The organism is Streptomyces zinciresistens K42 (genome assembly GCF_000225525.1).
Lineage (GTDB): Bacteria > Actinomycetota > Actinomycetes > Streptomycetales > Streptomycetaceae > Streptomyces > Streptomyces zinciresistens.
The window spans coordinates 1-13,450 of sequence record NZ_AGBF01000014.1; the positions used below are offsets into that span (position 1 = coordinate 1).

Annotated in this window: 11 protein-coding genes; 6 read left to right on the top strand and 5 right to left on the bottom strand. The window is 74.5% G+C overall.

Features of this window, described 5'->3' with window-relative positions:
* Nucleotides 1-1,306 (top strand): PQQ-binding-like beta-propeller repeat protein (locus tag SZN_RS07320; protein WP_007492888.1); only part of this gene is annotated, 1,306 nt, incomplete at its 5' end.
* Nucleotides 1,307-1,415: 109 nt separating this feature from the next.
* Here the strand turns inward: SZN_RS07320 and SZN_RS07325 are convergent.
* From SZN_RS07325 to SZN_RS07335, 3 genes are read right to left on the bottom strand one after another with little or no spacing between them, the layout of a single operon-like run.
* Nucleotides 1,416-2,186: an enoyl-CoA hydratase/isomerase family protein gene (locus SZN_RS07325; protein WP_007492890.1), complete on the bottom strand. Its 771-nt coding sequence runs from the start codon at nt 2,184-2,186 to the stop codon at nt 1,416-1,418.
* On the bottom strand, nt 2,183-2,599 hold the full coding sequence (locus SZN_RS07330; protein WP_007492892.1) for a Zn-ribbon domain-containing OB-fold protein: 417 nt from the start codon (nt 2,597-2,599) through the stop codon (nt 2,183-2,185). The genes SZN_RS07325 and SZN_RS07330 overlap by 4 nt, the downstream gene beginning before the upstream one ends.
* Nucleotides 2,600-2,602: 3 nt before the next feature.
* Complete coding sequence (locus SZN_RS07335) at nt 2,603-3,760, bottom strand: lipid-transfer protein (protein WP_007492894.1); 1,158 nt, start codon at nt 3,758-3,760, stop codon at nt 2,603-2,605.
* A gap of 97 nt (nt 3,761-3,857) precedes the next feature.
* Here SZN_RS07335 and SZN_RS07340 point away from each other — a divergent pair, with 97 nt between their 5' ends.
* Entirely contained in the window at nt 3,858-5,426 is a 1,569-nt protein-coding gene (locus SZN_RS07340; RefSeq protein WP_043729097.1) for a FadD3 family acyl-CoA ligase, read from the top strand.
* Between the two features lie 108 nt (nt 5,427-5,534).
* On the opposite strand, the gene SZN_RS07345 is transcribed toward SZN_RS07340, so the two are convergent.
* Both SZN_RS07345 and afsR read right to left on the bottom strand, forming a co-directional pair.
* Nucleotides 5,535-5,717 (bottom strand): hypothetical protein, encoded by a 183-nt coding sequence (locus SZN_RS07345; RefSeq protein ID WP_007492899.1) that lies wholly within the window; start codon nt 5,715-5,717, stop codon nt 5,535-5,537.
* A 388-nt stretch (nt 5,718-6,105) separates the two neighbouring features.
* A complete protein-coding gene (gene afsR / locus SZN_RS07350; protein ID WP_043729101.1) occupies nt 6,106-9,072 on the bottom strand; it encodes an SARP-family global regulator AfsR in 2,967 nt (988 codons plus the stop codon).
* 185 nt (nt 9,073-9,257) lie between these two features.
* On the opposite strand from afsR, the gene SZN_RS07355 reads away from it, so the two are divergent.
* The 4 genes from SZN_RS07355 to SZN_RS07370 all read left to right on the top strand — a co-directional run bounded on the left by SZN_RS07355 (nt 9,258) and on the right by SZN_RS07370 (nt 13,405).
* On the top strand, nt 9,258-10,496 hold the full coding sequence (locus tag SZN_RS07355; RefSeq protein ID WP_007492902.1) for an amidohydrolase family protein: 1,239 nt from the start codon (nt 9,258-9,260) through the stop codon (nt 10,494-10,496).
* 2 nt (nt 10,497-10,498) lie between these two features.
* The gene (locus SZN_RS07360) at nt 10,499-11,416 is read left to right on the top strand and encodes a TIGR03619 family F420-dependent LLM class oxidoreductase (protein WP_050815025.1); all 918 of its coding nucleotides are present in this window, start codon (nt 10,499-10,501) and stop codon (nt 11,414-11,416) included.
* A 9-nt stretch (nt 11,417-11,425) separates the two neighbouring features.
* Nucleotides 11,426-12,187 (top strand): SDR family NAD(P)-dependent oxidoreductase, encoded by a 762-nt coding sequence (locus tag SZN_RS07365; RefSeq protein WP_007492906.1) that lies wholly within the window; start codon nt 11,426-11,428, stop codon nt 12,185-12,187.
* Nucleotides 12,188-12,286: 99 nt separating this feature from the next.
* The gene (locus SZN_RS07370) at nt 12,287-13,405 is read left to right on the top strand and encodes an LLM class flavin-dependent oxidoreductase (RefSeq protein ID WP_078508484.1); all 1,119 of its coding nucleotides are present in this window, start codon (nt 12,287-12,289) and stop codon (nt 13,403-13,405) included.
* Nucleotides 13,406-13,450 lie beyond the last annotated feature (45 nt).

Genomic DNA, 13,450 nt, shown 5'->3' on the forward strand with positions numbered 1-13,450 from the left:
CGGCGTCGCGGTCCCCATCGGCCCCGGCCCCCGGGTGTCCGACGCCCGCGCCGCCGCCCTCCAGGCGCCGCCCCCGGAGGCCGCCCTGGTCGCCTCCTGGTCCAGACCGCGCCCCGGTGTGAACGGCGCCGACCCGGCCGTCCCGGCCCCGCCGCCGGCCGCCCCGGAGCCGTCGGCCGGCTGGCGGCCCTGGCGTTTTCGCATGTCGAACGATGTCTGGGGGACCCCGGCCGTCGCCGACGACCTCGTCTACGTCACCTCCTTCGAGGTGCACGCCCTGGACGTGGCCACCGGCCGCCGCCGCTTCAAGACCCGGGACGTGGCCTGGTCGATGGCGGTCGCGGACGGCCGTATCCACGCCTCCGACGGCCCCACCCTGTTCGCCCTGGACCACCGCGAGGGCGCGGACCTGTGGCGGTTGCAGACCGACGCCTGGGTGTACGCGCTGCGGGCCGAGCGGGGCACCGTCGTCACCGGCACGCGCGGGGGCGGCGTCCAGGCGTGGGAGGCGTCCACCGGCCAGAAGCTGTGGGAGACCAGCGGCGCGCAGAGCGACTTCGAGACCCCGGAGGCCGGACCCGCGCTGTACGACGGCACGGTGTACGTGTGGCAGGACGCCCGGCTGCGCGCCCTGGACGCCCGCGGCGGCGAGGAGCGCTGGTCCTACCCGATCGGTGACGCCGCCTCCTGCGGCGGGGTGCCGGTGCGGGTGGCGCAGGCCCACGACGGCCACGTGTACGTCTCCGCCGGGACGCGCGTCGTCGCGCTCGACGTGATGAGCGGCCGGGTGCGCTGGCACTTCGAGGCCCCGGCGGTCTTCCTGTGCCCGCCCGCCTTCGTGCCCGGACCGGCGGTGGCCGGGGGCGGGGTCTACCTCGCCGACTACCTCGGCACGGTGTACGCGCTCGACGCCACCGACGGCCGCGACCGCTGGCGCATCGCCACCGAGGCCCGCTCCTCGGTCGAGCCGGTGCTGGTGGCGGGCGGGCATGTGCACGTGGGCAGCGGCAAGGGGCTCTACACCCTGGACGCGGTCACGGGCACGCCCAAGTGGCGCTTCCAGGCGGGCGGGGACATCGTCGGCGCCCCGTCGGTGGCGGAGGGCCGCATCCACTTCGGCTCCACGGACCATCTGCTGTACACGCTCAAGGCCGATGACGGCAGGCTCCGGTGGAAGCTCGCCACCGGCGGCGAGATCACCGGGTCGCCCGTCGTGCGCGACGGCGTGGTGTACGCGTGCAGCAAGGACCGGTGCGTGTACGCGCTCGACGCGGAGAAGGGCACCGGCACGGCACGCACCGCGTAGCCGGTCCGGTGCCGCGGGACGGCGCACGCCCGGCGGTCGAAGCCCCGTACGCCCGCGACGCCGACCGGCGGCACACGGTCGTGCCCTCGCGGTCGCCGTGCCCTCGCGGTCACCGCGTCCGGAAGTCGCGGCGGCGCCCCCGGAACAGCTCCGCCTGCCGGTCCCCCGGCAGGTTGCCCAGCGCGATCAGATGCGGCGCCTGCGCGAACGCCTGGGCGAGGGCGGCCTCCTTGGCCGCCCACAGCGCCCGTACGGTCCCCTGCACCCCCCGCGGCGGATACCCGGCGAGCACGGTGGCGCAGCCGACCGCGGCGGCCAGCGCGGCCCCCGGCTCGGTTACTTCGCTGACCAGGCCGATCTCCAGGGCCCGCCGCGCGGACAGCCGCTCGGCGCTGCCCATCAGCGCCATCCGTGCCGCCTCCCCGGGGGGCATCCGCAGCGCCATCAGCATCGACTCGTACGCGCTGACCATGCCGTAGGTGGTGTGCGGGTCGAAGAAGGCGGCGGTCGGGTCGGCGACGACGAAGTCCGCCTCGCCGAGCAGGTGGAAGGCGCCCCCGCAGGCCATGCCCCGCACGGCGGCGATCACCGGTTTCCACAGGTCGTTGGACTTGGGGCCGACCCGCAGCAGCGGATCGTCGGTCATGTAGGGCGAGTCGGGCTGCGGGACGACCGCGTCGCGGTCCAGCCCGGTGCAGAAGGCCCGCTCCCCGGCGCCGGTCAGGACGACGGCCCGTACCGTGTCGTCGAACCGTAACGCGCCCCAGACGGCGACGAGTCGGTCGCGCGTCGCGAGGTCGACGGCGTTCAGGCGGCCGGGCCGGTCGAGGGTGACGACCGCGACACCGGTCTCCTCGTCGGTGCTGACGGCGACGCTCACGGGCGCTCCAGCGTCCAGCGCGGCAGCCCGTCGGAGCAGAAGACGGCCTGCACCCGGGCGCCGATGCGGATGCGGTCCGGCGGCACGGAGTCCAGGGCGGCGTCGGGTCCGGTGACGACGTTGCCGACGAGGCGGACGCGGGGGTGGTCGGCCAGCTCCACGACCACCACGTTGTACGGCGCCCGCTCGGCGTAGCCGGGCAGCAGGGGCGGGTGCGGGACGACGTAGGACCAGACGCGGCCCGCTCCCGAGGTCCGGCGCCAGGTGCTCGCGAAGGACTGGCAGTGCGGGCAGCACGGGCGGGGCGGGAAGCGGGCCTCGCCGCAGTCGGCGCAGCACTGGACGCGCAGTTCGCCCCGGGCGGCGTACTCCCAGAACGGGGCGCCGTCGGCGTCGGTGACGGGTGAGAGCATGGGTCAACTCCTCAGGAGCAGCGCGGAGGTGGGGACGCCCTCACCGGCGGTGACGAGGCAGGTGGCGGCGCCGGGGACCTGGGCGGTGCTGGTGCCGCGCAGTTGCCTGACGCCTTCGTTGATGAGGTTGAACCCGTGCACGTAGGCTTCGCTGAGCCCGCCGCCGCCGGTGTTCAGGGGCAGCCGGCCGCCGATCTCCAGCGCCCCGCCCTCCGTGAACGCCCCGCCCTCGCCGCGGCCGCAGAAGCCGTAGCCCTCCAGCGACAGCGGTACGAGCGCGGTGAAGGCGTCGTAGATCTGGGCGACGTCCACGTCCTGCGGGGTGAGGTCGGCGTGCTTCCACAGATGCCGGGCGGCGGCCCAGGCGGGCCCGGTGAGCGGGTCGTCGTTCCAGTAGTTGACCATGCCGTGGTGCTGGGCGGGCAGGCCCTGGGCGGCGGAGTGGACCCAGACGGGCGGGCGTCGGCAGTCACGGGCGCGTTCGCGGCCGACGATCACGCAGGCCAGGGCGCCGTCCGTCTCCAGGCAGTTGTCGAACAGGCACAGCGGTTCGCTGATCCAGCGCGAGGTCATGTACATCTCGCGGGTGAGCGGCCGGTCGTACATGACCGCGTCCGGGTTCTGGTTGGCGCGGTTGCGGCAGGCGAGCGCCACGTTGAACAGGTGGTCGCGCGTCCCGCCGTACTCGTGCAGATAGCGGCGGGCGAGCATGGCGATCTCGTCGACCGGCCGCAGCAGGCCGTAGGGCCGCGTCCACTGGGCGGGGGTGGGCAGTTGGGCGGTGGTGTCGCGCCAGGGCCGGGGGCCGCTGCCCCGCTTGCGCGAGCGCCAGGCGACGCCGACCGACGCCTGTCCCGCGGCGATCGCGGTGGCCAGATGCCCGACGGTGGCGCACGAACCGCCGCCGCCGTAGCCGACCTTGCTGAAGAAGGTGAGGTCACCGAAGCCGACCGCCTTGGCCAGCTCGACCTCGTCGGTCTCCTCCATGGTGTACGAGGCGAGGGCGTCGACCTCGCCGGGCGTGATCCCGGCGTCGTCGAGGGCGGCGACCACGGCACGGCAGGCGAGGGTCCGTTCGTCCTCGCCGAGCCGTCGGGCGAAGGGGGTCTGGCCGATGCCGACGATCGCGGTGGCGTCCTTGAACCCGGGGACTCCGGACATGCTGCGCGCACCTCCGCTGGATGGAGCGGCTGCTGACAGGTCGTCAGACTACCGCTAATCTGACGGTCAGTCAGCTGACGGGTCAGGGGAGGCCGTGGTGCGCGGTGACGTGGAGTGGGGCAGCATTGCGGAACTCGTCCGGTCCGCCGTCGAGCGGTACGGCGACACCGAGGCGGTGGTGGAGGGCCGCACCAGGATCACCTACGCCGAACTGGGCGCCCGCGTCGAGCGGTCGGCGGCGGCCTGCGTCGCGAGCGGCGTCGGCCCCGGCGACCGGGTCGCCCTGTGGGCCCCCAACTCGCTGGACTGGATCGTGGCCGCGCTCGGCGCCGTGTCGGCCGGGGCGGTGCTGGTGCCGCTGAACACCCGCTTCAAGGGCGGTGAGGCGGCCGACGTGCTGCGCCGGAGCGGGGCGCGGCTGCTCTTCGTGACCGGCACGTTCCTCGGCACCTCCTACGTGGCCGCGCTGCGCCGGGCCGTCGCGGAGGGGGCGCGGCTGCCGGACCTGGAGCAGGTGGTCGTCCTCTCCGGCGACGCCCCCGCCGGCCACCGCACCTGGAAGGACTTCCTGGCGGGCGGGGACGCGGTGGACCCGGCACGGGTGCGCGGGCGCGCGCGGGCGGTGAGCGGCGCCTCGCCCTCGGACATCGTGTTCACCTCGGGCACCACCGGCCGCCCCAAGGGCGTGGTCATCACCCACGCGCAGACCCTGCGCGCCTACGAGGTGTGGAGCGACCTGGCGGGGCTGCGCCGCGGCGACCGCTACCTGATCGTGAACCCCTTCTTCCACACCTTCGGCTACAAGGCCGGTGTGATCGCGTGCCTGATGCGGGGCGCCACGATGATCCCCCAGCCGGTCTTCGACGCCGACACCGCGCTGGCGAACATCGCGGCGGAGCGGGTGTCGGTGCTGCCGGGCCCGCCCACCCTGCACCAGTCGCTGCTGGACCACCCCGCCCTGGGCGCCCACGACCTCTCCGCGCTGCGGCTGGTGGTGACCGGCGCGGCCGTGGTGCCGCTGCGGCTGGTGGAGCGGCTGCGGAGGGAACTGGGCGTGGAGACGGTCCTCACGGCGTACGGCCTCTCGGAGGCCGGCGGCATCGTCACGATGTGCCGGCGCGGCGACGACCCGGCGGTCGTCGCGTCGACGTCCGGCCGGGCGATCCCCGGCACCGAGGTGCGCGTCGAGGCGCCGCCGGGCGAGCCGGGCGAGGTCCTGGTGCGCGGCTTCCACGTGATGGGGGGCTACTACGAGGACGCGGCGGCGACGGCGGAGGTGCTGACGCCGGACGGCTGGCTGCGCACCGGGGACGTGGGGGTCCTGGACGCGGCGGGCCGTCTGCGGATCACCGACCGGATCAAGGACATGTTCATCGTCGGCGGCTTCAACGCCTACCCGGCGGAGATAGAGCAGGTCCTCGGCCTCCACCCGGACGTGGCCGACGTCGCGGTGGTCGGGGTGGCCGACGCGCGGCTCGGCGAGGTCGGCAAGGCGTTCGTGGTGCGCCGCCGGGGCGCGGTGCTCACCGGGGACGACCTCATGGCCTGGGCCCGGCGGGAGATGGCCAACTACAAGGTGCCGCGGGCGGTGGAGTTCCTGGCGGACCTCCCGCGCAACGCCTCCGGCAAGGTGGTCAAGGGCCGCCTGCGCCACCGCCCGCACTGAGCCCCCGCGCCCGGCCCGCGCCCCGGCCGCAGTGCCCCCGGGCGTCCGCACGCCGGCCGCGGCAGCCCCCCTCCGCGCCGCCGCGGCCGGATACCCGTGCGACGGGCCCTACTTCTTGGGCTTCGCGGGCTCCGACGTGGCGTGGATGTCCTTGGCCACCACCGGCTCGCCGGTGGCGTGGATGTCGCCCTGCACGGTGGCGCCGCCCTGCGCCGCCCCCGCGGCGGCGGCCTCGACCGGCTCGGACGTGGCGTGGATGTCCTCCGTCTTGAGGGGCTTCTCGTCACTCATGATCGCTCGTTCTCCAGTCGGTCGTGTGTGTCCGTGCGCTGGCGCGGCCCGCCCGGTCGCTCCCCCGTGGGCGGCCGGGCGGGCCGTGGGACCGTCACCCTGGGGCGTGTTCCGAAAGTCCCGTCTGCCCGGCGGCGTCTGGCACGCACGCTCGCCGCGTAGCCGGGAACACCCCGACCAGTATCGGGGCTACCCTCCGCCTTGCGAGCGCACGCACCAGACGCCGCCGGGCCTGCCCTTCGGGCAGACGACGCTCCGTTCGGAACACGCCCCGGTCCGCAGGGGCGCGGCCCGCTCCGCGACCCGCCTGCCCCCCGGCGCGACGGATCGACAGTCCCGAGCATGGGTCCCCGGGATAAACGAACGATGAACGCCGTCCGGGCGGCCCTCAGGCGGCCCGGACGGGGGCCAGCAGAAGCCGCACGGCCGCCGCCTCGGGTGCGTCCAGGTCGTCGTAGATGCCCACGGCCTCCTCCCAGCAGACGCGGGCGCGCCCCGTGTGCCCGACGGCGGTCAGGGCGTGCCCCAGCACGGTGAGGACGTTGCCGCGCCGCCACTGCCCGCCGATGCCGCGCAGCACGGTCAGCGCCATCTCGGCGTTGGCCGCGGCCTGCGCGTAGCGGTGGGCCGCGATGTCGACCTCGGCCAGCCGGAACAGGGTCATGCCCTCCCACAGCCGCTGCCTGCTGTCGCGGAACACCTCCAGCGCCTCCGTCAGCCGCTCCGCGGCCGGGGCGAGCCGCCCGCTCTGGGTGAGGGCCATGCCCAGGGCGTAGCGGCCGTTGGCCCCGCGCAGGGAGTTGCCCATGGCGTCGTAGATCTCCATGCCCTCCCGCGCCAGGGAGACGGCGCTGTCCGTGCGGCCCGTCGCCAGGTGGATGCGGGAGAGGTTGCACAGGGCGCTGGCCTCGCCCGGCCGGTCGGCCAGCGTACGGAAGTGGCGGGCGCCCTCGGTCAGATGCTGCTCCCCGTCCGCGTTGCGGCCCTGGTAGAGCGCGATGACGCCCCGGGCGTTGTGCGCCCAGCACACCGGCAGCAGGTCGCCGGCCCGGTGGGCGAGGGCGATGGCCTGCTCGGCCTCCTCGTCCGCCAGGTCGAAGCGGCCGCTGTCGAGGTGCGCGTGCGACAGCGTCATCAGCGCCCGCGCCTCCACCCGCTCCACGCCGACCCGCCGCGCGGCCTCCCGCAGGGTGCGGGCCGTGGCCTCGTACTCCTTGGAGTTGGCCCCCGACTCCGATATGTCGACCGCGGCCCACAGCAGGTCGACGGCGCGCGGGAGGGCACCGGGGCGCTCGGCGCACTGGCGGGCGAAGGCCAGCAGGCAGTGCGCCTCGGTGTAGAGCCAGTCCCGCGCGCGGTCGCGGTCCGCGAGCACCGCCCCGGGGTGGGTGGTGGCGCAGAGGTGGTCCACCAGCCGGTCCCCCGGCCGCTCGATCGCGTAGACCCGCGCGGCCGTCGCCAGGTAGAAGTCCAGCAGCCGCGACATCGCCGCCGCGCGCTCCCCGGGCGGGCGCTCGTCGCGTTCGGCGCACGCACGCGCGTAGAGGCGGACCAGGTCGTGGTAGCGGTAGCGGCCCGGGGCCGCCGACTCCAGCAGGGAGGTGTCGACCAGCGACTCGAGGAGGTCCTCGGTGTCCTCCGCCGCAAGGTCCAGCACCGCGGCCGCCGCGGCCAGCGAGATGTCGGGGCCGTCCGCGAGGCCCAGCAGCCGGAACGCCCGCGCCTGGGCGGGCTCCAGGGCGCCGTAGCCCAGCTCGAAGGTCGCCTTCACGGCCAGGTCCCCGGCCTGGAGCTCGTCCAGCCGGCGCCGCTCGTCGGCCAGCTTGGCGGCGAGCACCGACACCGTCCAGGTGCGCCGCGCCGCCAGCCGGGACGCCGCGATGCGGATCGCCAGCGGCAGGAAGCCGCACGCCGCGACGACGTCGAGCGCGGCCTCCCGCTCGGCGGCCACCCGCTCCTCGCCCACGATCCGGGTGAACAGCGACAGCGCCTCGTCCGGCGACATCACGTCCAGGTCGACCAGATGGGCGCCCGCGAGGCCGACCATGCGCACCCGGGAGGTCACCAGCGCCGCGCAGCCGTCCGCGCCCGGCAGCAGCGGCCGCACCTGGGCGGCGTCGCGGGCGTTGTCCAGCAGGACCAGCACCCGCCGGCCGTCCAGCACCGAGCGGTACAGGGCCGCGCGCTCCTCCAGCGAGTCGGGGACCGCCGAGTCCGGCGTGCCGAGCGCGCGCAGGAAGGAGCCGAGGACCGTCTCCGGCTCGGCCGCGCGCGGTCCCGCACCCTGGAGGTCGACGTAGAGCTGTCCGTCGGGGAAGGCCGCGCGCGCCCGGTGTGCCACGTGCACCGCGAGCGTCGTCTTGCCCACGCCGCCGATGCCGGCCAGCGCCGACACCGCCATCACCCGGCCCTCGGCCGAGGCCAGCACCGCGCCCAGTTCGCTCACGCTGGCGGTACGCCCGGTGAAGTCGGGGACAGTGGCGGGCAGTTGGGCGGGCCGCACCGGTGCCGGTGCGGGCTCGGACGCGGGGGAGGAGGGCTCCGCGAGTGCCGGGTCGGCCCGCAGGATGCGCTGCTGGAGCTCGCCGAGCACGGGGCCCGGGTCCACGCCGAGTTCGTCCGCCAGCAGCCGGCGGGTGTCGGCGTACACCGCGAGCGCCTCGGCCTGCCGGCCGCTGCGGTACAGCGCGAGCATCAGCAGCTCCCGCAGCCGCTCGCGCAGCGGGTGCGCGGCGGTCAGGGCGGTCAGCTCGGACACGGCCTCCGCGTGGCAGCCCTGCTCCAGGTCCATGTCCAGCCGGGATTCGAGGAGTTGCAGACGCCACTCCTCCAGGCGCACCCGCTGGGCCTGCGCGTACGGACCCGGCACCCCCGCCAGTGTCTCGCCGTCCCACAGCGCCAGCGCCCGCCCCAGCGCCTCGCGCGCCCGGCGCGGATCGCCCGCGCCCCGCGCCTTCTCGGCCCGCGCCGCCAGTTCCCGGGCGGTGGCCAGGTCCAGCGCGCCCTCGCGCAGACCGCGCACCGCGTAGCCGCCGGACTCGCTCACCAGGACCCCGGCGCCGAGGATCTTGCGCAGCCGGGAGGCGTAGGTGCGCAGCGCGGCCAGCGCCCGGGAGGGCGGCTCCTGGCCCCACAGGGCGTCGATCAGCTCCGCCGCCGTGGCCGTGCGGCCCTCGCGCAGCAGCAGGGCGGCGAGCAGGGCGCGCTGCTGGGGCGATCCGGTGGGCAGCTGCTCCGCTCCGCGCCAGGCCCGTACGGGACCGAGCACGCCGAAGCGCGGCGCCGCCGCCCGGTCCGCCGCGTCTGCCGAGGAGTCCGGATGCCTCTGCTCCGGCACTCGCGGTGCCCTGTCCATCGCCGTCCCCCTAGGGCCCGATTGCAACGTGGCCAGTCTGCCTTGTTCCGGACGCCGCGTCAGCCGTGGAGAGCCGCATCACAGACCGGCGCGCGGGATGTCACAAGGTCCTCACCCGCCCTTCGCGCGGAGTCCCGCACCCCGCGTAGCTGACGGGTCGTCAGATCGGCGCTACGGTGACGGACATGGACACCGAGACGACGTTTCCGCTGATCATCTCCGTGGACGACCACACGGTCGAGCCGCCCACCGTCTGGCAGGACCGGCTTCCGAAGAAGCACCTCGACACCGCCCCGCGCATCGTGCGCGCCCCCCTGCGCGAGATGACCTTCCTGGGCGGCCGGTTCAAGCCCGTCATGGGCCGCCCCGGCGAGGACGGCCCCGTCGGCGACTGGTGGGTGTACGAGGACCTGCAACGCCCCCTGACCCGCCTCGACACCGCCGTCGGCTGCGGCAGGGACGAGATCCGGCTGGAGGTCATCACCTACGAGCAGATGCGGCCCGGCTCCCACGACGTCCCCGCCCGCCTCGCCGACATGGACGTCAACCACGTCCAGTCCGCCCTGTGCTTCCCGACCTTCCCGCGCTTCTGCGGCCAGACCTTCACCGAGGCCGCCGACCACGAGCTGGGCCTGCTGTGCGTGCGGGCCTACAACGACTGGATGGTGGAGGAGTGGTGCGGCCCCGACGCCCGGGGCCGGCTCATCCCCCTGACGCTCGTCCCGCTCTGGGACGCCGAGCTGGCCGCGGCCGAGGTGCGCCGCAACGCGGCCCGCGGGGTGCGGGCCGTCGCCTTCTCCGAGATACCCCCGCACCTCGGCCTGCCGTCCGTGCACACCGACGCCTGGGACCCCTTTCTCGCCGCCTGCGACGAGACCGGCACGGTCATCGCCATGCACATCGGCTCCAGCAGCCGGATGCCCTCCACCTCCGCCGACGCGCCGCCCGCCGTCGGCTCCACCATCACCTTCGCCAACTGCTGCTTCTCGATGGTCGACTGGCTGATGAGCGGCAAGTTCGAGCGCTTCCCGAACCTCAGGGTCATGTACGCGGAGGGCCAGATCGGCTGGATCCCCTACATCCTGGAGCGCGCCGACGTCGTCTGGGAGGAGAACCGCGGCTGGGGCGGGGTCGCCGACAAGGTGCACCGCCCGCCGTCCGAGCTGTTCGCCGGGCACGTCCACGGCTGCTTCTTCGACGACGCCTTCGGGCTGCGCAACCTCGACTCCATCGGCGTCGGCAACGTCCTCTACGAGACCGACTACCCCCACTCCGACTCCACCTGGCCGAAGTCGCGCGAGGTCGGCGAGGCGCAGATGGGCCACCTCGACCCGGACACCGTCGAGCGGATCGTGCGGGGCAACGCCATCGAGCTGCTGGGGCTGACGCGCGAGGGGCTGTGGCCGGGCGGCGGTGCCCGGTGAGCCTGCGCTACGGCATCCAGCTCCCCGTCCAGTCCCAGAGCACCCTGTACGCCGAGCCCTGGGAGGCCGCGGCCGGACCGGCCGACCTCGTCGCGGTCGCCCGCGCCGCCGAGGACGCCCGCTTCGCGTACGTCGCGAGCTGCGACCACGTCGCCGTGCCGCGCCGGCTCGCGCGGGCGATGAGCACGGTCTGGTACGACCCCGTCGCCACCCTGGCCTTCCTCGCCGCCAGCACCGAGCGGACCCTGCTGCTCAGCCATGTGGCCGTGGTGGGACTGCGCCACCCCCTGCTGAGCGCCAAGCAGTACGCCACCCTCGACCACCTCAGCGGCGGCCGGCTCGTCCTCGGGGTCGGCGCCGGGCACGTGCGCGAGGAGTTCGAGGTGCTCGGGGCCGACTTCGCGCGGCGCGGCCCCGTGCTGGACGAGACGATCGACGCCCTGCGCGCCGCGCTCGGGCCCGAGGAGTTCCCCGAACACCACGGCAAGCTCTTCGACTTCGCGGATCTGGGCCAGCTGCCCAGGCCCGCCCAGGAGCGGGTGCCGGTGTGGGTCGGCGGCTCGTCGCCCGCCGCCGTGCGCCGGGCCGCGCTCAAGGGGGACGGCTGGCTGCCGCAGGGCGACCCGCGCGAGCGCCTGCCCGCGCAGATCGCCCGCATCCGCGCGCTGCGCCAGGAGGCGGGCGTGCGGGGGCCGTTCACGGTCGGGGCCATCGCCGAGCCGCTGTACGTCGGCCCGCCCGGCTGGGACGTGGGGCGCCGCACGCTCAGCGGGCCGCCGCAGCGGCTCGCCGCGTCGCTGCGGGCGTACCGCGCGATGGGCGTGGACCAGGTCCAGGTGCGCTTCCGCAGCCGCGGCCGGGACGAACTCGTGGACCAGATAGCCGCCTTCGGGGCCGAGGTCGCCCCGCATCTCGACTGAGGGGGAGCCATGGGCAAGCTGGAGGGCCGGGTCGTGATCGTCACCGGCGCGGCACGCGGGCAGGGCGAGCAGGAGGCGCGGCTGTTCCGGGCCGAGGGCGCGGAGGTCGTCGTCGCGGACGTGCTCGACGAGCAGGGCGGGGCGCTGGCGGAGGAACTCGGCGCGCGGTACGTGCACCTGGACGTCGGCAGCGAGGACGACTGGCGTGCGGCGGTCGCGGCCGTCAGGGCGGCCCACGGGCGGGTGGACGGCCTCGTCAACAACGCGGGCATCCTGCGCTTCAACTCCCTCGTCGACACCCCGCTCGACGAGTTCATGCGGGTCGTGCGGGTCAACCAGGTCGGCTGCTTCCTCGGCATCAAGGCGGTGGCGCCCGAGCTGGCGGACGGCGGGACCATCGTCAACACCGCCTCCTGCACCGGCATGACCGGCATGGCGGCCGTCGGCAGCTACGCGGCGACCAAGCACGCCGTCCTCGGCCTCACCCGGGTCGCCGCGCTGGAGCTCGCGCCCCGCGGCATCCGGGTCAACGCGATCTGTCCGGGCGCCGTGGACACCGCGATGTCCAACCCCGCGCTGCTGGACCCCGGCGCCGGCGCGGACGCCGGGGCGCTGGACGGGTACTACCGCAAGCTCGTGCCGCTGGGCCGGATGGGCCGGCCCGAGGAGGTGGCCCGCCTCGCCCTGTTCCTGACGTCCGAGGACTCCTCGTACATCACCGGCCAGCCCTTCGTGATCGACGGCGGCTGGCTGGCCGGAGTACGTATCTGACGCACCGTCAGCTATTGACGCTCCGGGCGCACGGTGCCACAGTCGGCGGCAAGCAGATCTGACGGAATGTCAGAAACGATGTGGGGACGGTGAACCTCCTTGGAATTCGGGCTCTTTGTACAGGGATACGTGGGCAAGCGCGGCGAGACCGACCCGCTCGCCGAGCACAAGGCGCTGATGGAGGAGACCGAGTACGTCATCCAGGCCGACAGGTCCGGCTTCAAGTACGCCTGGGCCTCGGAGCACCACTTCCTGGAGGAGTACTCGCACCTGTCCGCCAACGAGGTCTTCCTCGGCTACCTCGCGCACGCCACCGAACGCATCCACCTGGGCTCCGGCATCTTCAACCCGCTCGCCCAGGTCAACCACCCGGTGAAGGTCGCCGAGAAGGTCGCCATGCTCGACCATCTCAGCGAGAACCGCTTCGAGTTCGGCAGCGGACGCGGCGCCGGGTCGCACGAGATCCTCGGCTTCATCCCCGGTGTGACCGACATGAACTTCACCAAGGAGATCTGGGAGGAGACGATCGCCGAGTTCCCCAAGATGTGGCTCCAGGACGAGTACGCGGGCTTCCAGGGCAAGCACTGGCAGCTGCCCCCGCGCAAGGTCCTGCCGAAGCCGTACGGGAAGTCGCACCCGGCGATGTGGTACGCGGCCGGCTCGCCCCCCTCGTACGCCATGGCCGCGCGCAAGGGGCTCGGGGTGCTCGGCTTCAGCGTCCAGAAGGTCTCCGACATGGAGTGGGTGCTGGAGCAGTACAAGACGGCGATCGTGGACGCCGAGCCGGTCGGCGACTTCGTCAACGACAACGTCATGGTCACCACCACCGCGATCTGCGCGCCCACGCACGCCGAGGCGGTCGAGACCGCGGTGAACGGCGGGCTGCACTACCTCCCCTCGCTGGTCTTCCGCTACCACGACACCTTCCCGCGGCCCGAGGGCTTCCCCGAGTGGCCCCAGACGCTGCCGGAGTACACCGCGGAGTTCGTGGAGCTGCTCATCGAGGAGGAGCTGCTGATCTGCGGCGACCCCGACGAGGTGCTCACCCAGTGCAAGCGGTGGGAGCAGGCCGGCGCCGACCAGCTGAGCTTCGGGCTGCCGGTGGGGGTGCCGAAGGAGGACACGCTGCGCACGATCCGGCTGATCGGCGAGCACGTCGTCCCGAAGATCGACACCGACCCCGTGCACCGCACGACCCGCTTCCGGCAGTCCGCCTGACCGGCCCCGGGCCCGCGCGGGGCCCGCGGCACGGTCCGGCCCCGC